Raw genomic sequence first — 21,149 nt, forward strand, 5'->3', positions numbered from 1 at the left:
ACCAGCATGGCAATCAAGCCACTGCGTACTTAAAGGAAAGCGAGCGAATGAGACCCTTCTGGCTGCAACAGGCCCTGGATTCGGCGCAGGAGGCGGTATGCCCGCCGCTGCAAGGCGATACCCGTTGCGATGTGTGCATTGTCGGCGGCGGCTACACCGGCCTGTGGACGGCACTGATGCTCAAGGAAGCGGTACCGGCCCTGGATGTGGTGCTGATCGAGGCCGACATCTGTGGTGCCGGTGCCAGCGGCCGCAATGGGGGGTGTGCGTTGTCCTGGTCGGCCAAGTACTTCACCCTCGAACGCCTGTTCGGGGCGGCGGAGGCGGTGCGGCTGGTGCGCGAGTCGGAGCGCAGCATCGCAGACATCGGTGTGTTCTGCGCGGCCAATGGCATCGACTGCGACTTCCGCCTGGACGGCACGCTGTACACGGCCACCAACGCAGCGCAGGTCGGTGCCACCGACGCGGTGATCGCCGCGTTGGAGCACAAGGGCATCAACTCGTTCCGCCGCTTGCCGCTGGAGCAGGTGCAGCGCCTGGCCGGTTCGGCACGGCACCTGGAGGGCTGGTTCTCGCCGGCCGCCGCCACCGTGCAGCCTGGCAAACTGGTGCGCGGCCTGCGCCGCGTGGCCTTGCAGCGCGGCGTGCGCCTCTACGAAGGCACCGCCATGACCGGCCTGGAACACGGCGCCCCGGTGCAGGTACGCACGGCCCACGGCACGCTGCGCGCCGACCGTGTAGTGCTGGGCCTCAATGCCTGGATGGCGCGCGTCTTCCCGCAGTTCGAGCGCAGTGTGGCGATCGTTTCCAGCGACATGGTCATTACCGAACCGTGCCCCGAGCTACTGCGCCAGATCGGCCTGGACAGCGGCATCAGCGTGCTCGACTCGCGTATTTTCGTGCACTACTACCACAACACCTCCGATGGCCGGCTGATGCTCGGCAAGGGCGGCAACACGTTTGCCTATGGCGGGCGCATGTTGCCGGTGTTCGACCAGCCGTCGCCGTATCGGCGTTTGCTGCGCGAAAGCCTTGGCGGCTTTTTCCCGGCCTTGGCCGAGGTGCCACTGGCGGCCAGCTGGAACGGGCCGTCCGATCGCTCGGTGACCGGCCTGCCGTTCTTTGGGCGGTTGGACGGGCAGGGCAACGTGTTCTATGGCTTTGGTTACTCCGGCAGCGGTGTTGGCCCGTGCCACATGGGCGGGCAGATTCTTTCGTCGCTGGCGCTGGGGCTGGACAACCCGTGGACCCGGTCGCCGCTGGTCAAAGGCCCGCTGGGGCTGTTCCCGCCCGAGCCGATCCGCTACCTGGGCTCGCTGGTGGTGCGCAATGCCATTCGCCGCAAGGAGCAGGCCGAAGATCGTGGTGTGCGCCCACGAAGGCTGGATGTGCGGTTGGCGCGGTTTGCCGCGGCGGCGGGCAAAGCCGATAAAGGCTGATGAGATTTCTTGTCGATCCCATGCTCGAGGGCGTATAAAATGCACCCACTTTTGGCCGGTCGCTTCCTGAACCGGCCGCTGAAACAAGAGAGTCGACATGGGCGCACAGTGGAAAGCCAAACATAGAGAAACAGCGGCCAATGCCAAAGGCAAGATCATGGGCAAGCTGTCCAAGGAAATCCAGATCGCTGCCAAGTCGGGTGCCGATCCCGACATGAACCCGCGCCTGCGCCTGGCCATCGTGCAAGCCAAGAAGGCTTCGATGACCCGCGAGACCCTGGATCGGGCAATCCGCAAGGGCGCAGGCCTGGACGGTGATGCCGTGCAATACCATGCGGTGAGCTATGAAGGTTTCGCTCCGCACCAGGTGCCGCTGATCGTCGAGTGCCTGACCGACAACATCAACCGCACCGTCGCGCAGATCCGCGTGCTGTTCCGCAAGGGCCAGCTCGGTGCCAGCGGTTCGGTAGCGTGGGACTTCAACCATGTAGGCCTGATCGAAGCCACGCCTGCGAGCGCTGACGCTGATCCGGAAATGGCCGCGATCGAAGCCGGTGCCCAGGACTTCGAGGAAGGTGAAGAAGAGGGCTCGACCCTGTTCATTACCGACACCACCGACCTGGACGCGGTGCAGAAGGCCCTGCCGGAGCATGGTTTCACCGTAACCGCGGCGAAAATCGGCTACACCCCTAAAAACCCGGTAAGCGCGGCCAGCCTGAGTGCCGAAGCGTTGGCCGAGGTCGAAGCGTTTCTCGAGGCGATCGACGAGCACGATGACGTGCAGAACGTCTATGTTGGCCTGACCGAGTAATCGTCGGGGCCGCGTTGCGGCCTGTTCGCGGGCAAGCCCGCTCCCGCAGGTTTTTCACGATGCTGAACGATGTGAGAACCCTGTGGGAGCGGGCTTGCCCGCGAATAGGCTTTTGAATTCCACCGCAGGGAGCCTGCATGAACCCCACCTTCGCCTCCCTCAGCCTCGCCCACCTGCGCACCCTCGACCACCTGTTGCAGCTTAAAAACCTCAGCCACGCGGCCGAGCGCCTGGGCGTCAGCCAATCGGCCCTGAGCCGCCAGTTGGCCCACCTGCGTGAAGCCTTCGATGATCCGTTGCTGGTGCGCCAAGGGCGTGGTTACGTGCTTAGCGAACACGCCGAAGCCCTGGTCGAGCCTTTGCGCCAGGTGCTCGAAGAACTGCACGCGCTGCGCCAGCCCGCCATCTTCGACCCGGCGCGTTGCGAGCGGCGGTTCTGCCTGGCCGCTTCGGACTATGTGGCCGAGCACATGCTGCCGCTGCTGGTGGCGGCGCTGGAGCGCGAAGCGCCAGGTGTATCGCTGGAGTACCGCACCTGGCAGGCCGGCCAGTACGCCTTGCTGGCCAGCGGAGAAATCGATCTGGCGACTACCTTGTTCGACGAGTCGCCGCCCAACCTGCACGGACGGCTGTTGGGTGAGGACCGCGCGGTATGCCTGATGCGCCAGGATCACCCGCTGGCCGCGCAGGCCGCGCTCAGCCAGGCCGACTACCTGGCGTACAAGCATGTGCGCATTTCGGGCGGTGGCGACAAGGACAGCTTCATCGATCGGCACTTGCGTGCACAAGGCCTGCAGCGGCGGGTCAGCCTCGAAGTGCCGTTCTTCTGCGCCACGGTACAAGTGATTGCCAACAGTCAGGCGGTGGCCACGGTCCCCGAGCACATTGCCCGACAGCTGAGCCGTTTGCATGACCTGGCCTGGCGACCACTGGGCTTCATCGACCACAGCCAGCGCTATTGGGTGGTGTGGCACCAGCGCCTGCAGGCTTCGGCCGAGCACCGCTGGTTGCGCAACCGGGTGTTCGAGCTGTGGCGCCAGTCGCAGTTCGGGGTGCAGGGTGGGCATGCGGGTTTGCCATAGCAGCTATGCGTGATGCGGGGTTATTCGGCTGGGGATAGGTGCCTAGACTGGGGCATTGTGTTGATTGTGCGGCTTCTTCGCGGCTGTAGGAGCGGGTTTACCCGCGAAAGGGCCTGCACAGGCAATGGATAACTCCCAGGAGAGCTAGCGTGACCCCCGAACAATTCCGCCAGTACGGCCACCAACTGATCGACCTGATTGCCGACTACCGTCAGACCGTCGGCGAACGCCCGGTCATGGCCCAGGTCGAACCTGGCTACCTCAAGGCTGCCTTGCCGCAAACCGCGCCCCGCCAAGGCGAACCCTTCGAGGCTATCCTCGATGATGTCAACCAGTGGGTCATGCCCGGCCTGTCCCATTGGCAGCACCCGGACTTCTATGGCTATTTCCCTTCCAATGGCACCCTGTCCTCGGTGCTGGGGGACTTCCTCAGCACCGGTCTTGGGGTGCTGGGCCTGTCATGGCAATCCAGCCCGGCCCTGAGCGAACTGGAAGAAACCACCCTCGACTGGCTGCGCCAGTTGCTTGGCCTGTCTGGCCAGTGGAGTGGCGTGATCCAGGACACCGCCTCGACCAGCACCCTGGTGGCGCTGATCAGCGCCCGTGAACGCGCCACTGACTACGCCTTGGTACGTGGTGGCCTGCAGGCCGAGCCCAAGCCTTTGATCGTGTATGTCAGCGCCCACGCCCACAGCTCGGTGGACAAGGCTGCACTGCTGGCAGGTTTTGGCCGCGACAATATCCGCCTGATTCCCACCGACGAACGCTACGCCCTGCGCCCAGAGGCACTGCAGGCGGCGATCGAACAGGACCTGGCTGCCGGAAACCAGCCGTGCGCCGTGGTTGCCACCACCGGCACCACGACGACCACTGCCCTCGACCCGCTGCGCCCGGTCGGTGAAATCGCCCAGGCCAATGGGCTGTGGTTGCACGTTGACTCGGCCATGGCCGGGTCGGCGATGATCCTGCCCGAGTGCCGCTGGATGTGGGACGGCATAGAGCTGGCCGATTCGGTGGTGGTCAACGCGCACAAATGGCTGGGTGTGGCGTTCGATTGCTCAATCTACTACGTGCGCGATCCACAGCACCTGATCCGGGTAATGAGCACCAATCCCAGCTACCTGCAGTCGGCGGTGGATGGCGAGGTGAAGAACCTGCGCGACTGGGGGATTCCGCTGGGCCGTCGGTTCCGTGCGTTGAAGCTGTGGTTCATGTTGCGCAGCGAGGGTGTCGACGCATTGCAGGCGCGACTGCGGCGTGACCTGGACAATGCCCAATGGCTGGCGGGGCAGGTCGAGGCGGCGGCGGAGTGGGAAGTGCTGGCGCCAGTACAGCTGCAAACCTTGTGCATTCGCCATCGACCGGCCGGGCTTGAAGGGGATGCGCTGGATGCGCATACCAAGGGCTGGGCCGAGCGGCTGAATGCATCCGGCGATGCTTATGTGACGCCGGCTACACTGGACGGGCGGTGGATGGTGCGGGTTTCGATCGGTGCGCTGCCGACCGAGCGGGGGGATGTGCAGCGGCTGTGGGCACGTCTGCAGGACGTGATCAAAGGCTGAAGCCTTCGCGGGCAAGCCCGCTCTCACAGCATCGCATCAGGGCTGAAGCCTGTACGGTGCCTGTGTGAGCGGGCTTGCCCGCGAAGGGGCTGCAAAGCAGCCCCTGCAATCTATCAGTGGCTCACCGCCTGAAAGCTACCTTTACGGCTGGCTTCATAGGCTGCCTTTTCCATCGGCTTGGCGTCCGGGTTGCCCAGGTCGTCCATCGCCAGGCGGTGGGTTTCCGGGGCAATGTAGGCCGCCAGGGCGCACACGCCGGTGATGAAGAAGGCCAGCCCACCGACTACCAGCGGAATGTTGTCCGAGCCGGGTGGGGCAACCATTGCGAACAGCGCGGGCAGCATGGCGGTCAGCATGGTGCCGATGTTCTGCGCGATGGCCATGGCCGTAACGCGGTAGCGGGTGTGGAACAGCTCTGGGTAGAAGCTTGGGAACACCGCGTTGTAACCCTGGTAGACCATGCCCCACATGACGATCGAGGCGGCGAATGCCATTGGCACGTTCTGGATGCTGATCGCATACAGGTAGACGAAGGCCAGCAGGCCAGAGCCCAGGCAGCCAGCGATCATGGTCGGGCGACGGCCGATCTTGTCCGACAGGTTGCCCACGAACGGGATCACCAGCACCGCGACGATGTTACCGACCACCGGAATCCACAGGTACACGCTCTTGTCGAAGCCGATGCCATACGCCGGCTGCACCGCGTAGGCCGCACCGAAGATGGTGGCCACGACCGGGATCACGTTCATCAGGGCCATGAACATCACCAGCACCATGTGCTTCCAGCTGTGGCGGAAGGCCTCGCTGATGGGCGACTTGGCAACCTTGTCCTGTTTCTCTTCTTGAACGAACGCTGGGGTTTCGTGCACTTCCTTACGGATGATGAAGCCGGCAATCAGCACGACTGCGCTCATCAGGAACGGAATGCGCCAGCCCCATTCGGTAAAGGCTTCGCTAGGCATGAAGTAAGCCAGTGGCAGGAATACCGCCGCCGCCAGAACCTGGCCCGCTTGCACACCTTGCAGGGTGAAACTGGCGTAGTAGCCTCTTCGGCCGAACGGCGCGTGCTCCATGATCATGGAACTGGCACCGGAAATTTCCCCGGCCACGGCAAAGCCCTGGATCAGGCGCAACACCACCAGCAAGGCCGGTGCGAGGTAGCCGATGTCGTGGTAGGTGGGTAGCAGGCCGACAGCCATGGTCGACAGGCCCATCAGGAACATGCACAGCAGCAGGACGTTCTTGCGACCGCGGGTGTCACCCCAGTGGCCCAGTACGAAGGCGCCGATCGGGCGTGCCAGGTAGCCCACGCCATAGGTGGCCAACGAGGCAATGATGGCCATTTTCGGGTCGGTGTTAGGGAAGAAAATCTGCGGGAAAATCAGCGCAGCGGCCTGGGCGTAGATGAAGAAGTCGTAGTACTCGAGTGCCGAGCCTATCCATCCACTGGCGGTCGCTTTCTTTGCTTGCGAGCTGGAGTGAGCCATCGTTGTCTCCGTTGTTATTGTTGTTTGCGCAGGTTCCGCCAGAGGTTATGCCAAGGCAGGAGGCAACGGTCGGTGTGCCTGCGTCTGTGGTCCATGTTGACCACGGGCCCGCGGTCTAGCAATTCGCTAAAACGGGTTTTGTGCGATAATCGAACGCAAAACTAACCATTCCGTACAAAGAGATTGAAGCGACGACTTTACCTGCGAATAATCGATCGTGCCATAAACTGTGACAGGGCTTGTTTGCCCGAATGGCACCGTATTCCTCCAACAACAAGGAACTCCCGCCATGCAGCGTTCGATCGCTACCGTGTCCTTGAGCGGCACTCTGCCGGAAAAGCTCGAAGCCATCGCCGCCGCCGGTTTTGACGGCGTCGAGATCTTCGAGAACGATCTGCTCTATTACGCTGGCAGCCCGCGCCAGGTGCGCCAGATGTGCGCCGACCTGGGCATTGCCATCACCTTGTTCCAGCCTTTCCGCGACTTTGAAGGCTGCCGCCGTGACCGCCTGCAGAAAAACCTCGACCGCGCCGAACGCAAGTTCGACCTGATGCAGGAACTGGGTACCGACCTGGTGCTGGTGTGCAGCAACGTCCAGGCCGATGCCCTGGGTGACGAGCAACTGTTGGTCGACGACCTGCGCCTGCTGGGCGAACATGCCGGCAAGCGTGGCCTGCGCATTGGTTACGAAGCGCTGGCCTGGGGCCGCCACGTCAACACTTACCAGCAAGTGTGGAACCTGGTGCGCCAGGCCGACCACCCGGCACTCGGGGTGATCCTCGACAGCTTCCACACCTTGTCGCTCAAAGGTGACCCCAGCGCGATCCGCGACATCCCCGGCGACAAGATCTTCTTCGTGCAAATGGCCGATGCGCCGATCCTGGCCATGGATGTGCTGGAGTGGAGCCGCCACTTTCGCTGCTTCCCGGGGCAGGGCGAAATGGACATGGCCGGTTTCCTGGCGCCGATCCTCGCCACGGGTTACCGTGGCCCGCTGTCGCTGGAAATCTTCAACGACGGCTTCCGCGCCGCACCGACCCGGCAGAATGCCGCCGACGGCTTGCGTTCGCTGCTGTACCTCGAAGAGCAGACCCGCTTGCGCCTGGAGCAGGAAAACACGCCGATCGAACCTGGCGTACTGTTCACCCCGCCGCCGGCCAGTGCTTACGACGGCGTGGAGTTCCTGGAGTTCGCGGTCGACGAAGCCGTCGGCGCGCGCCTGGGCAACTGGCTGAAGCGCCTAGGCTTTGCCGAAGCCGGCAAGCACCGCAGCAAAGAAGTGCAACTGCTGCGCCAGGGTGATATCAACATTGTGTTGAACGCTGAACCGTATTCCTTCGGCCACAACTTCTTCGAGGCCCATGGCCCGTCGCTGTGCGCCACTGCGCTGCGGGTCAAGGACCAGCAAGCGGCCCTGAAGCGGGCCACCGCCTTCCGTGGCCAGCCGTTCCGCGGCCTGGTCGGCCCCAACGAATGCGAAGTGCCGGCGGTGCGAGCGCCCGATGGCAGCCTGCTGTACCTGGTGGAGCAGGGCACTGCCGGCCACACCCTGTACGACACCGACTTCAGCCTGGACAACAACGCAACCGCTACCGGCGGCCTGCGCCGCATCGACCACATGGCCCTGGCCCTGCCGGCCGAGTCGCTGGACAGCTGGGTGCTGTTCTACAAGAGCTTGTTCGACTTCGCCGCCGACGACGAAGTGGTGCTGCCCGACCCGTATGGCCTGGTCAAGAGCCGCGCCCTGCGCAGCCAGTGCGGAACCTTGCGCCTGCCGCTGAACATCTCGGAAAACCGCAACACCGCCATTGCCCATGCGCTTTCAAGCTACCGTGGTTCGGGCGTGCATCACATCGCCTTCGATTGTGACGATATATTCCGCGAAGTGGCGCGGGCCAAGCTGGCAGGGGTACCGCTGCTGGAAATCCCGCTGAACTACTACGACGACCTGGCGGCGCGTTTCGATTTCGACGACGAGTTCCTCAGCGAACTGGCGTACTACAACGTGCTGTATGACCGCGACGCTCAAGGTGGCGAGCTGTTCCACGTCTATACCGAGCCGTTCGAGGAGCGTTTCTTCTTCGAGATCATCCAGCGCAAGGCGGGGTACGCTGGTTACGGCGCTGCCAACGTTGCGGTGCGCCTGGCAGCCATGGCCAAGGCCCGTAGCGGGGCGGCGCGCAAGCCGGTGCTGTAGTCGCCTGCACCGGCCTGTCTTGTGGGAGCGGGGTGAACCCTGCTTCCACAGGATTGTTACGGCCCGATTCAGTGACGCTCAGCCACCATCAACAACGACTGCGGCACCGCGCTCTGCGGATGCTGCGGTTCCTGCAGACTGACCAGTCGCAACCCCGCCATGTCCAGCGCATTCAGCCAGCTGGCCAGGGTGCGGAAATACCAAGGCATCGGTTGCCAATTCCCGGCGAACCCGGCAAAAGACTCCTCTCGCCAGCCATCCTGATAATCCCCATCGGCCACGCTCCACGGGTGCAGGGTCTGGATCACCAGCGCACCGCCGGGTACCAGCAAAGCACGCATGGCCGACATCAGTTCAATGATGTCCTGGTGCAACAGCGCGAAGTTGGCGCAGATCAGTTCATAGTCCTTGCCAACATGCACCTTCGCCTCAGCCAACTGCGCATAGCTGGCCAGGTGCACCTCACCCGCGCCCGCAGCCCGCGCAGCATCCACCAGCGTTCTGTCGCCGTCGACGCCCACGGCCTCGATACCCCGGTCGGCCAGCGCGCGCAGTAGCCAGCCCTCACCACAGCCCAGGTCGAGCACCCGTTCGGGCTGGCGGCCGAGGATGGCCAGCAGGATGGCCTGGTCAGTGACCTGGCGACGGCTCTCGATGGTGCCGTTACGTACGGCGTCGATCCAGGCCTGGGCGTTATGGTGCCAACTGTCGAGCAAGGCGTCTTCAGGGTTGCGCATGATCGCGTCCATCAGCGGAGAAGGTGAATGGCAAGCCCGGCAACGGCGCAGCCGATCAACACGTGTATCACCCCGCGCTTGTAGCGGAACAGCGCCACAGCCGCCGCGAGCGCTATCACAGCCGAGGACCAGTGGAACGCGCCATCGAACCCGGCCGGCCACAGCACGTGGTAGCCGAAGAACAGCGCAAGGTTGAGGATTACCCCCACCACCGCCGCAGTGATCCCGGTCAGTGGGGCGGTGAACTTCAGTTCGTTGTGGGTCGACTCCACCAGCGGGCCTCCGGCGAGGATGAACAGGAACGAGGGCAGGAAGGTGAACCAGGTCACCAGGCCCGCTGCCACTGCGCCCGCGAGGAACGCCTGGTGGGCGCCGAACATCGGCTGCAGGTAGCCACCGACAAAACCGACGAAGGCCACCACCATGATCAGCGGCCCAGGCGTGGTCTCGCCCAGCGCCAGGCCATCGATCATCTGTGTGGGCGACAGCCAGCCATAGTGGCCGACAGCCCCTTGATAGACATAGGGCAGCACCGCATAGGCACCGCCGAAGGTCAGCAGCGCCGCCTTGGTGAAGAACCAGCCCATTTGCGTCAGTGTGCCGTGCCAGCCAAAGGTTGCCATCAGCAGGCTCATGGGCAGAAGCCAAAGCGCCGCAACCGTCAGCAGCAAGGTCACCAAGCGGCCCCAGCTGAAGCGGGCGTGCGCGGGTATCGGGGTATCGTCGTCGATCAGTGCCGGGCGCTGGCTGGCCCTGGCTGCGTTGTGGCCCCCTCCGGGCGCGAACTGTGCCGGCAGTAGCCGGCCGCCGACATAACCCAGCAGTGCGGCCGCCAGCACGATCAGCGGGAAGGGGACGTCAAGCGCGAAAATGGCCACGAACGAGGCAGCGGCAATGGCCCATAGCCAGCCGTTCTTCAGCGCTCGCGTGCCAATGCGGTGGGCGGCATGCACGACGATGGCGGTCACGGCCGGCTTGATCCCTTCGAAAATCCCGGCGACCACCGGAACTTCGCTCCAGGTCAGGTAGACCCATGACAGGCCGATCAGGATGAACAGCGACGGGAGCACGAACAGAGCGCCGGCAATCACTCCGCCCCAGGTGCGGTGCATCAGCCAGCCGATGTAGGTGGCCAGTTGCTGGGCTTCGGGCCCGGGCAGCAACATGCAGTAGTTGAGGGCATGCAGGAAACGCCGCTCACTGATCCAGCGGCGCCGCTCCACCAGCTCCTGGTGCATGATCGCAATCTGCCCGGCCGGGCCGCCGAAACTGACGAAGCCCAGCTTCAGCCAGAACAGCAATGCCTGGCCCAGGCCGACTGAGGCGGGTGTTTGCCCGGCAGTTGCTTGCGGTTGTTCAGCCATGCGGTGTGCCCTTGCCTTCAGCCAGTTGCAGCGCGTTGGCGCTTGATTCGATACATGTGCCCGTCAGCATGGCGCAGTAACATGTCGGCATCGTTGCCGTCTTCGGGAAAGCGGGCTACGCCAATACTGCAGGACGGTGCATCGATGCCGGCAAACTCGGCGTCGAGCGGATCGGCCATGACCGCGAGAATGTGCTGTACGTGCGTGGCAATGGCCTCCGGCGATGGGCAATCGGGCAACAGCACGGTGAATTCGTCGCCGCCCATCCGCGCTACCGTGCCAGCCGCCCCAACGCAGCGTTCCAGGCGGCGGGCCAGCGTGCACAGTACCCGGTCACCCACGCTATGGCCGTGGTTGTCGTTGATCTGCTTGAAGTCATTGATATCGAGGAACAGCAGGGCCAGCCTGCGGTTGTGACGCCGGGCCGCGGCCAGGGCGGTGTCCAGCCGTTCATTGAACATGGCGCGGTTGGCCAGCCGGGTCAGCGGGTCATGATGGGCGAGGAAGCGCAGTTCGTCTTCGGCCTTGCGCTGGGCGGTAACGTCCCGCGCCACGCCGATACGCGCCTGGGCCTCATCAGACCAGCAGGCCGCCCACAGAATGTGCACCACGCTGCCGTCCTTGCGAAGGTAACGGTTGCAAAAGTCGTAGTGCGGCTGGCCGTTCATCACCCGCATGATCGAGGCGCGCGTGGCCGCGAGGTCGTCAGGGTGCATGTAGCGGGTGATCGGCGTGCCGATCAGTTCGCAGGCCTCGTAGCCCAGCAGTGTCTTGCAGGCATCACTGACGAACACAATCTGGTTGTCCCTGTCGACCACGAATACCGTATCCAGCATCAGGTGGATCAGCCTGGGGTACAACGCTTGCAGGTCTACGGGCATGGCTCAGGGTGTCCGCGGCAGGGTGACCGATCATAGCCTGAAGGAATACGTCGCAGCTACGGCAGCCTGCAGGGCTGGTGCCCCCTTCCTTGAAACTGGCAACGATCGCATCGAAAGGGGCGGCCTCTACATCGGTGGTTCGGGCCTAGGCAGGGGAAAAATGAGCCACGTAAAAGGCATGGCACCTGACAAAACTGCCAGTTGTAGCGAAATCCGTCTGCACATCAAATGAAGCGCGAGTGTTCTGAACAGTCGTTCGAGTGTTTGGCGCCAACAATGGACATGCGGAGAGAAACATGGATTATTCAACCGCTGAACTGGTCAAATGGTTAGGTGAAGAAACACGCCTGTTGGGCTGGGACATGGTTTTCTTCATTGATGGAGGAAAGATTAATGCGCTATTGAAGCAAACGTCCATTCGGCGCTTCAATACAGCGAATCGTTTACCGCCCATTTCCGGATTCATCGGCAACGGGCCTGACTATCGTTTTGCCTTGTCCAATTGTAGTCTCACGTTGCCTAGATTGATTTTCGATGTGAACCTTGCTGGTAACAAGGCGCACCTGCTGATTACAATTGCCGAAGCCAATGCGTACGCGCTGATGTTCAAGAGTCAACAGTGGCAGGTGCGCCAGTTGGATGTGCTAGGGGGTGTGCAAAACGCGGATCTGAGTCTGGACATTGACCTGGAGGCGTCTGGTGGCCACGTGGATGAAACTGACACGATCCGTCTGGATCTCAGTGAAACGGAAAATTTTTCAATGCCGTGCTACACCGGCGAGACGCGCTTGCTGACCGAATTCTTCAGGCAGAAATTTTCGGCGCTGCTTGATGAACAGCGTCAGTTTCCGATTGGCCATTTGTCAAAGCGCAATGTCGAGTTGCATCGCCCCGTCTCGTTTAGCCTGCGTACCCAGGCCAGGGGAAGGGGTCCCACCGATGTGGAGGGTGCAGTCGTGCTGTTTGTCGATATGGAGGATGGAGCGGGGGGGCATTTTCCAGGCGCGGATTACAAGTACGCAATACCCAATGATGGTGACTATACTGCAACCGTCCTGTTCAATACGGAACGGTTGTTGCTCGCGCAGTTCGTAAGCGCCTTCGGCGGTGTGATCAAGGATGCTGAGTTTGAGTTGCTCCGGCGTGATGGCGACTTACCGGCGGTTGTCTGCAAGAAGGGATATATTACCCTGCCGCACCAGTGGGTTGACGAGACGGTAACGATTCCTGCGCTTGGCGCAAATTGGACTGTGACGGGGACTTTTGAATTTTTTGAAGCCAACATAGACATGACCGATGCGTTGACCATCAGCAATATAGATAACCAGTGGAAGGTGAGGTTGTCCATGCGTGGCAACCTGATGGTCAGGTTTAGTAATATCGATGACGCCAGGGGCGAAATACGAGACAGACTGGTCTTTGAAGACTTTGACCTGGATGATTTCCTGGCGCCTGTGCAAGCAGATTTTCACTATGAAGCAGAGTTGGCATACAGCTTTGATCCCGAAGGCTTGACACAACTGGTGTGCGAATCCTATGGGTTTGCCGAGCGGGTTGGCTTTCAACCGATTTTTGGCGACATAAAGCCTCCGCCTGCACGTGATTCTTCCGGCTCTGCGAGCGAGTTTCTCGGGCGTTTGGTAAAACCGGCGATGGGCAGGTTAAGTGACTTGCTCAGGACGCGTCTTACCAGCTTTGGTACTTCGGGGTTTATCACGCTTCAGGATGGTGTGGTGGAAAATCTGAAAACCAATCTGATTTTCGAGTCTCGCACAAGTAAAATAGCGAGCGATGTGCTGAGGTTAAATTTTCAGAGCATTTTAACGGGGACAAGACTCTTGGCCCCGCACGATATAGCTTTTTTCGGCAAGGTAAATCCCGCTGCTGGTTATTTCAACGTCAGTCCGATGGAAACTACCCTGCTCGCAGGTAAAACCACGACATTCAAGGCCGAGCCTGCCTGGGCGCGGGTGCTTTGGTCCGTTGAGGCCGTTTCCGGCATTGCAGAAGGTGTTCCTCTGTCTATTAACGGAGGCGTCTTTACCGCACCCAGTGCCAGCGACATGACAAAGTCATGCGCACACGTGCTGGTAACAGCCACCAATATTTTGATTCCGGCAATTCAAAGCAAGGCCTTGATCACCGTGGTTCGCGAAACGCTGCAAGCCAACCCTGCGGTTGTGGTTGCCCAGGCAGGCAGAGACGTCGATTTCAATGCCTGGACGCTCGGCAATCCTGCGACCTTGCAATGGCGTTATCAGGACGAACCTCTGGGCACGGGGCAGGCGGTGACGGTCACCAGCCCAGCCGACACAGGCACAGTTGCTTATGTCGTTGAAGAAATCCAGGTGACAGACCCTGAAAGCCAACAAACCAGTACCTGTGTACTGATCACCGAGATGGGGCAGTTGACGCCCATGACGCTGAGCGCCACTGTTGACCCTGCTGGTACGAAAGCGGTGTTGGATGTCAGTCAAACCCCGTTCCCGCCGGAGGGCGTCAACTGGGAGGTGCGCTACGGACCCGGTAGTGTTTCGGCAGGAGTCTATACACCGGGTATAGACGAGACAGCCCGCTTCGCATTGATAAGCGCAACCTTCGATAGCGGTGATTATGGTGTCTTCGAAGGGTATGTCCTGCTAGTCCTGCCACTTGCCGAACACCGTAATATCACAACCGTTCAGGCAGATTGAACCATGGGTAGATGATATCAACCACCACTGCGCCAATGAGCGTTGACCAGGCCCTGGTGTGGCATTGCTACCGGTTTGGCTGCTATCACGGGCTGGTGCGGGTAGCGTCGATGGAGAATGCCCTACGACCGATGATCAAGCCCGGCGCCACGCGTCATACTCCGCGCCATTTTGCATATCGGTTGGGGCATCATCGCCGGCACCATCAGCAGCCCCTTTTCCCGCGCAAAGAGTCGCTGAATGTTTCCCCGGGCCTGTCCAGCGACCACGGCAGTTGCTTCGCGTTATACTTCGCGCCTTTTGCCCGTGCCGGAATCCGCCCATGCGCCAGGTTTTGCTCATCGTCGATGTTCAGTCCACCTTCAGCCCGCCCGAGTGGCTGGTCGATGGTTTGCGGCGGTTGTCAGCGAACATTCCCACCATAGCCTCGGTCGAGTTGCACGATGAACAGGTCACGCCGTTCGAGCGCCAGCTCGGCTGGCACCCGGCGGCCGAGGACGAGAGCCTGGTCGAGGCCGACCAGGTGTTCGTCAAGCATGGCTATGGGCAAAGTGCCGAAGCTATCGACTACATCCGGCAACTGGGTGTAGAGCGGGTGCTTGTGTGTGGGCTACAGACCGAAACCTGCGTGCTGGCCGCCGGCTTTGCCCTGTTCGATGCAGGGCTGATGCCCACGCTGGTGACAGACATGACAATAGGGTCGTCGCTGGACCGCTCGGGCAAGCTGGGGACCGACCTGTGGAAGCACCACTTCCGCCAGGTCACCACCTCGGCCGAGGTGCTGGCTGAACTGGCCGGACGCGCGTAGTGCATGCGCTGGCGGGGCATCTTCGTTCAGGCAGAGGTGACGCGTTCAGCTGGATCGGCTCCACGGGCCTGATGCTGCTTGCGCCTGCGGGTAAACAGCAGACGCAACAGGGTGTTCCAGCAATAGCTCACCAGTACCCCTCCAGCGAGTGCCAGGGCCACCTCGAACAGCGGGTGCCCGAAAACATGCTCCGCCACCGACTCGAACTGGAAATGCGTCAAGTAGATATACAAGGTTGACGAAGCGATCACCGCACCTGCCCGTGCAACCAGGGCGGGTACTGGCACCGAGCGGAACCAGACAAGCGCCAGTATCGCTGGCAGGGCGATGTCGACATAGCGTGTGAGCGCTTGCCAGCCAACACCGGCAACCGCCATCAGGTCCAGCTCGCCAACCACCAGCACGGCCACCGCACTGGCCACCCATTTGCGTGAGGTCGTGTCGGCATGGTGCACGGCCATGCCCAGCACCATCACCGCCAGGAAGTGCTGGGGTACCCGATTGAGCAGGGCACTGGCGTCGAATACGAACTGGTTGAGGAACACATCCAGCGCCACCAGTGCACAGGCAGCGATGATCAGCCAGCGAAACGGGTCGGCAACCAGCACCTGACGCACGCGCCTGATCGACAGCACCAGGCCAATGATCACGATCATCTGCACCAACACTTCGATGTACCAATAGTTGAACAGGCTGACCTCGCTGGCGGGGAACCAGTTGGAAACCAGCAGCAGCGATTGCCAGTGCAGCCGGGCGAATACCAGCTGGATCAATGCGCTGTACAACAGGGTTGGCACCACGATGGCTGCCAGTGGCCTGAGCAGCGTGCGTGCATCGCCACGCGCTTCGATGGCCTTGAGCTGAAAGCGCGCCAGGGCGATGCCGGAGACCAGGAACAGCACCGAGGTTTCGCCGAGTATCGGCCAGTGGTCGAAATCACCCAGGTGGCCGACCACAATCAGGATGATGGCGAGCATGCGGATGAACACCGGCATTTCCATTACCCGCCACGCGCCTTTGGGCGGCGCACTCAGCTCGGCCAGCTGGCACACCGGCAGGGTTTCCCAACGTTCAGGCAGGTGACCGATGAGTGCTTCGAGCACACGCGACGCCTGCACGAACGACAGCGAGTCGCCGCCCAGTTCGACAAAGCTCAATCTGGCGTCCAGGCGCGGTACCTGGAGGATGCGGGCCCAGGCTGTACTCAGCTTTTCGGCCAAGGGTGACAACGGTGGGTTGATACTGTCGTCAAATGCCGCAGGCAGCGCGCGTTTGTCGACCTTGCCGTTGGGGGTGAGCGGCAGGGCATCAAGGAACACGAACAGCGCCGGAACCATGTAGTCAGGCAGCTGGCCGCTAAGGGCCTGGCGCAGTTCGTCAGCACGGATGTCCTGCTGCGCGACGCAATAGGCCACCAGACGGGTCGATGCACTGTCGTGGTTGGCCAGGACCACGCATTGCCCTATTTGCGGGAGACGGCAGATGGCGTTCTCGATTTCCGCCAGCTCGATGCGATGCCCCCGGATTTTCACCTGGCTGTCAGCGCGCCCCAGAAAACGGGCGCTGCCATCGGCCAGATAGGTGCCCAGGTCACCCGTGCGGTAACAGCGGTCGGCCGCGTCAGCGGTGAACGGGTTGGCGATGAATTTGGCTTCGGTCAGCCCCGGGTCGTCCCAGTATCCCCGCGACAGGTAGGGGCTGCGGATCAGGATCTCGCCTGTCTCGCCCTCGCTGACCAGCTGGTTGGCCGGGTTGACCACCAGCAACTGTGCATCGGCAATGCCTTTTCCCAAGGGCACCCGGGCATTGTCCATTTCCGGGTCGAGGGTATGGAAAGCCATGGCCTGTGGGGTTTCGGTGGTGCCGTAGAAGTTCACATTGACGGCATTCGGTGCGATGGCGCGGACCTGCTGGTACTGCGTCGGGCTGAGTGCATCGCCACCCCAGAACAGGTAGCGCAGTTGGGCGAGAACCTGGCCGTTCAGGTGTGCGCCAGTTTCGATCAGCTTGCCCAGCGGCGGGGTGAGGTGGATCACGCTCACACCGTGCTGGTGAAGCCAGCCGGCCAGCCGTGAGGGGTCGGTCAGGGTCGACTGGGCCGGGCAGGCAATGGTCGCGCCAAGCGACAGTGGCGTGAACACGTCGCGGTATACCGGGTCGTGGCCCAGGCCAGAAAGCAGCGAGAAGGTGTCGGCCTGGGTAAAGCCGTGCTGGCGCACATGCCAGTCGATGAAGTGCACCAACGGTGCGTGGTGGGTGACGATGACCACACGATCGGTGCCGCTGGCGGCGTTTTTAACCAGAAACGCGGCAATGCCCGCGCTGATCTGCTCCAGTTGGGAGTAGCTGCAGGTTGTGTGCTGGCTAATGATGGCAATGGCCGCCGGGCAGCGGCTGGCCTGCTGGATGAAAGCGTCGTGGATGGGCTGTTCGGCACGGTATTCCAGGCACAGCGTCGGGGTCGGGCGCAGGTCTGGCATGATGATCGAGTGCTCCGCAGGAACGTCGGGCTGGCTGGTGGCACAACGCTAGTGCAGGCTGGCTGATGGCGCCAATGTATGATCGCTGCCTTGCGATAGCCGGAGAGCTCCACCGCAGCAAGCCAGCCCCCACAAAACACTGCTAAACCGACGGGTTAGCGGTTGTTCCAGGGGAGCCGCCTTGCGCTGCGACATGGATCGTCACAGGCCTGGTTTTCAGGCCACATCCACGAGCACGATCTCGCTGTCCTCGATGGCGGTCACCCGCAGCACCGCTTCCTGCTCGATCGCCACGCCATCGCGCGCCTTGGCCCGCAATCCGTTGATCTCCACCAGCCCCTTGGCCGGCACCAGGTAACCCCGGCGTTCGGCATCGAAGTGGTACTCGGCGGTTTCACCGGCTCGCAGGGTGGCAGCCACCAGGCGGGCATCGGTACGGATCTGCAGGCTGTCCTCGTCACCCGCGCGGCCGCTGGCCAAGGTCACGAAGCCCTCACCGCGCTCGCCTTTGGGGAACGGCCGGCTACCCCACTGCGGTGCTTCACCGGTGCGCTCCGGCACGATCCAGATCTGGAAAATTCGTGTATCGATGTCTTCCAGGTTGTACTCGCTGTGCACAATGCCGGTACCGGCGCTCATTACCTGAACATCACCGGCTTCGGTACGGCCCTTGTTGCCCAGGCTGTCCTGGTGGCTGATCGCGCCTTCACGCACATAAGTGATGATTTCCATGTCGCGGTGCGGGTGCGGCGGGAAGCCGCTGCCGGCCGCGATCAGGTCGTCGTTCCAAACCCGCAGGTTACCCCAGTGCATGCGTGCCGGGTCGTAGTACTCGGCAAACGAGAAATGGTGGTGGGCATCGAGCCAGCCATGGTTGGCGTGGCCGAGGCTTTCGAAGGGTCGCAGTTGCAGCATGGTCGTGCTCCTTGAATCAGTGGAATGACGCCATGATGCGCTAAAGAAACATCGAAAATAAGCGTAAATATCGGCTTAAAACAATCTGTTTTATAGATGTTTTTTCGGCGGCGTTTTATTTGCTTCATCGCCTAATCCACTGATCTGCAAGCATTCGCTGGCGATTTTTCGTCGATGCGGCGAACATGCCTGCTGTTTTGATTTACAACGGAGTGACCGTGGCCCACGAGCAACCCTTGGCCCCCGCCGACCTTACCCCTCCTGCCCAGTTGCCCTGGTTTCGCCGCCTGGCCGCCCGCTTGCTGGGGCGTGGCCTGACCCGGCTGCAAGCGCAGCACCGCGACTCGTGGTTCCTCGGCCACGCCACAGGCCAGCGCACTGGCCATGCCGATGGCGTGCGTGAAGGGTTCGAGCGTGGTCGGGTGGAGGGCTATGAAGCGGGGCGCCAGGTGCTGGTGATCCGCGATACGCGCCCCGACAGCGCCGCCGTGCCAGGCCAGGATGACAACTTGTTCGACGACTGGCGCCTGCCGTTGACGGCCGAGTTGAAGAAGCGCTTCAAGGCCGATGTCGCCCAGCGCCTGCCCGCCGAAGCCCAGCCCAGCGCCGCGCAATGGAAGCTGATCTTCAGTGACACCCCGTCTACCTGCGTGGTGGCAGGCGCCGGGGCAGGCAAGTCCACGTCGCTGGTGCTGCGCATCCTGCTGCTGCGTCATTACCTGGGTTACGAGCTGGATGCGATGACCGTGGTCACCTTCACCCGCGAATCGCGCAAGGACTTCATCAAGCGCCTGCTGCAGGTGTTCGCCCTGTGGCAGATCAACCTGCAGCCTGTGCAGGCCCGCGAGCTGGTGCGCACGTTCCATTCGCGCATCCTGCCGCTGGTGCGCAGCCTGCCCGGCTTCGGCCAGGTGCGTGCATTTGAAACACTGGGCCACGAGATGCCTGCGGGGCGTGAGGCCGAGGCCGACAGCAACCCGTTCGACCTGCGGCTGAACGATGCCCAGCGCCAGCAGCTGAACCAGTGCTACAGCAGCTTGCTGGACGAGAGCCCGCGTTTTGCCGAGCTGGTCGGCCAGTTGCGCAGCGAAGCCTTGCAACTGAAACCGCTGGACCCGAACAACCCCGATGTGCAGAAGCGCGCACAGGTGACCCAATTGGCCGCCCAGCGCGACGAAGAACTGTGTGACGTGATTGAGGACCTGTGGTTCGCCGCTGGCGTCTGGCCGATCAAGGGCATCGAGCCCTGTCGCGAAACGGTCGACATCCGTGGCAGCCGCTTCCATGTGCATGGCCGCCTGGAAGGCCAGGGGCCTTTGGTGGTGCTGGGCTTCGACCCCGCACAAAGCGCGCAGTACCAGCGCCCCGGCGCCAAGCTGACCGTGCGTGCCGAGTGGGCGGTCAAGCGCACGCTGCTGCAGGCGTTCTGCGACAGGCCGCTGATCTGGCTCGACAACTACGCCATGGCCAGGCGCCTGGCGGCATCGTTGGCGGGCGATGCCGTGGCAGGGCCTGGCTTCGAGTACAAGGTCAAGGGCGAACTGGCCCCGGCACCGCTGCTGGATGCGTTCGTCAGTGCGGCCAATTTCATCGAAAACCTTGGGTTGGAGGTGAACAATGCGGTGGCGGCGATGAGCTTCCCGTCCGGCGATAGCGATGCACTGTTCTTCGAGGCCCTGGCGCTTTACTGGAAGGCCCTGGAAGCGCACCTGCTGGACCAGTCGCCGCCGGTGATGAGCTACAATCGCATGTTCGCCCTGTTTGGCGAGAACAACCCGGAAAACCTGCACCTGCTGCCCGATCCGTTGCTGCGGCCGCTGGCGCACCTGCTGATCGACGAGTTTCAGGACGTGTCGCCGCAGATCGTCAGCTGGTTGCGTGCCAGCCTCGCTGAAATACGGCGCCGCGGCCCGGCCATGCACACCGGGCGCCATGCCCAGCATTCGTCGTTGCTGTGCGTGGGTGACGACTGGCAATCGATCTACGGCTGGCGTGGCAGTTCGCCCAGGTATTTCATGGAGTTCACCAAGGCGTTCCCGTCGCCGGCCAACACGCGGGTGATGCTGGTCGACAACTACCGCTGCCAGCAACAGGTGATCGATGCGGCCGAGCACCTGGTCAAGGGCACCCCGGCGATTGCCGGCAAGAAAGCCCGCGCCAGTGGCCCGGCGGCCGAGTTGCCCGGCTCGCCGGTCAAGGTGTTCGACCGTGACGAGGCTGCGTTGGGCGAAACGCTTGTCGAGCACTACCAGCGGGGTGAGACGGTCATGATGCTGTACCGCAAGGGCAGTGACCGGGCCTTGATGAACGAGCACCTGCAAAGCGTGCTGCACGCCGAGGCGGCGCTACCGGCCGAACAGCGCCGGCTGCGCCAGCTGACCTATCACAGTGCCAAGGGTTTGCAGGCCGATGCGGTATTCATGCTGGGTGACTGCCAGTACCTGACCAGCTCACCCTACAAGAACCAGGTATACCGCCAGGCCGGGCTGGGCAAGGCAGGTGATGCCCAACCGTTCGATACGGCACAGAAGGAAGAAGTACAGCGCTTGGCCTACGTGGCGGTGACCCGTGCAGTACAGCACTGCTATTGGCACGTGGAGGCCGCCAATGGTGACGCCGCAGCGGCCCCACGGGCGTCCAGCCAGGTGGACGGCAAGCAGGCCTTCTTCGAAGACCTGCGCGGGCAGTGAGTG

At 62.4% G+C, this 21,149-nt stretch carries 14 protein-coding genes; 8 read left to right on the forward strand and 6 right to left on the reverse strand.

The genetic code is table 11. The features are described 5' to 3' along the window. Nucleotides 1-47 precede the first annotated feature (47 nt). From FQ668_RS12890 to FQ668_RS12905, 4 genes are all read left to right on the forward strand, one after another. Nucleotides 48-1,439, forward strand: a complete 1,392-nt coding sequence (locus FQ668_RS12890) for an FAD-dependent oxidoreductase (RefSeq protein WP_014591489.1) — start codon at nt 48-50, stop codon at nt 1,437-1,439. 97 nt (nt 1,440-1,536) lie between these two features. Further along, a complete protein-coding gene (locus tag FQ668_RS12895) occupies nt 1,537-2,250 on the forward strand; it encodes a YebC/PmpR family DNA-binding transcriptional regulator (RefSeq protein WP_004575404.1) in 714 nt (237 codons plus the stop codon). A 137-nt stretch (nt 2,251-2,387) separates the two neighbouring features. Further along, complete coding sequence (locus FQ668_RS12900) at nt 2,388-3,332, forward strand: LysR family transcriptional regulator (RefSeq protein WP_014591488.1); 945 nt, start codon at nt 2,388-2,390, stop codon at nt 3,330-3,332. 149 nt (nt 3,333-3,481) lie between these two features. Continuing rightward, entirely contained in the window at nt 3,482-4,894 is a 1,413-nt protein-coding gene (locus FQ668_RS12905; RefSeq protein WP_014591487.1) for a DOPA decarboxylase, read from the forward strand. 113 nt (nt 4,895-5,007) lie between these two features. Here FQ668_RS12905 and FQ668_RS12910 read toward each other — a convergent pair whose 3' ends face one another. Continuing rightward, nucleotides 5,008-6,381: an MFS transporter gene (locus FQ668_RS12910; RefSeq protein WP_019438974.1), complete on the reverse strand. Its 1,374-nt coding sequence runs from the start codon at nt 6,379-6,381 to the stop codon at nt 5,008-5,010. Nucleotides 6,382-6,670: 289 nt separating this feature from the next. On the opposite strand from FQ668_RS12910, the gene quiC reads away from it, so the two are divergent. Next, complete coding sequence (gene quiC / locus FQ668_RS12915) at nt 6,671-8,578, forward strand: 3-dehydroshikimate dehydratase QuiC (protein ID WP_014591485.1); 1,908 nt, start codon at nt 6,671-6,673, stop codon at nt 8,576-8,578. Between the two features lie 68 nt (nt 8,579-8,646). Here the strand turns inward: quiC and FQ668_RS12920 are convergent, their stop codons facing one another. The 3 genes from FQ668_RS12920 to FQ668_RS12930 are packed head-to-tail and all read right to left on the reverse strand — an operon-like array spanning nt 8,647 to nt 11,560. Beyond that, on the reverse strand, nt 8,647-9,315 hold the full coding sequence (locus FQ668_RS12920; RefSeq protein ID WP_019438975.1) for a bifunctional 2-polyprenyl-6-hydroxyphenol methylase/3-demethylubiquinol 3-O-methyltransferase UbiG: 669 nt from the start codon (nt 9,313-9,315) through the stop codon (nt 8,647-8,649). An 11-nt stretch (nt 9,316-9,326) separates the two neighbouring features. Beyond that, on the reverse strand, nt 9,327-10,679 hold the full coding sequence (chrA, locus tag FQ668_RS12925; protein ID WP_019438976.1) for a chromate efflux transporter: 1,353 nt from the start codon (nt 10,677-10,679) through the stop codon (nt 9,327-9,329). Between the two features lie 17 nt (nt 10,680-10,696). Then, entirely contained in the window at nt 10,697-11,560 is an 864-nt protein-coding gene (locus FQ668_RS12930; RefSeq protein ID WP_019438977.1) for a sensor domain-containing diguanylate cyclase, read from the reverse strand. Between the two features lie 296 nt (nt 11,561-11,856). Here FQ668_RS12930 and FQ668_RS12935 point away from each other — a divergent pair, with 296 nt between their 5' ends. Continuing rightward, nucleotides 11,857-14,253 carry a hypothetical protein gene (locus FQ668_RS12935; protein ID WP_014591481.1) on the forward strand — a complete coding sequence of 799 codons (2,397 nt, stop codon included), beginning with the start codon at nt 11,857-11,859 and terminating at the stop codon, nt 14,251-14,253. A 322-nt stretch (nt 14,254-14,575) separates the two neighbouring features. Continuing rightward, nucleotides 14,576-15,061, forward strand: coding sequence for an isochorismatase family protein (locus tag FQ668_RS12940; protein WP_003250798.1), 486 nt, complete (start codon nt 14,576-14,578; stop codon nt 15,059-15,061). Between the two features lie 26 nt (nt 15,062-15,087). Here the strand turns inward: FQ668_RS12940 and FQ668_RS12945 are convergent, their stop codons facing one another. Both FQ668_RS12945 and FQ668_RS12950 read right to left on the reverse strand, forming a co-directional pair. Further along, nucleotides 15,088-17,541 carry an AMP-binding protein gene (locus FQ668_RS12945; protein ID WP_144180273.1) on the reverse strand — a complete coding sequence of 818 codons (2,454 nt, stop codon included), beginning with the start codon at nt 17,539-17,541 and terminating at the stop codon, nt 15,088-15,090. Nucleotides 17,542-17,757: 216 nt separating this feature from the next. Continuing rightward, on the reverse strand, nt 17,758-18,456 hold the full coding sequence (locus FQ668_RS12950) for a pirin family protein (protein ID WP_014591479.1): 699 nt from the start codon (nt 18,454-18,456) through the stop codon (nt 17,758-17,760). A gap of 185 nt (nt 18,457-18,641) precedes the next feature. Between FQ668_RS12950 and FQ668_RS12955 the strand changes: the two genes are divergently transcribed. Then, nucleotides 18,642-21,146: a UvrD-helicase domain-containing protein gene (locus FQ668_RS12955; protein ID WP_019438981.1), complete on the forward strand. Its 2,505-nt coding sequence runs from the start codon at nt 18,642-18,644 to the stop codon at nt 21,144-21,146. The last annotated feature ends 3 nt before the right edge of the window (nt 21,147-21,149 follow it).

Origin of the sequence: Pseudomonas sp. Kh14 (genome assembly GCF_900291005.1) — a bacterium.
Lineage (GTDB): Bacteria > Pseudomonadota > Gammaproteobacteria > Pseudomonadales > Pseudomonadaceae > Aquipseudomonas > Aquipseudomonas alloputida.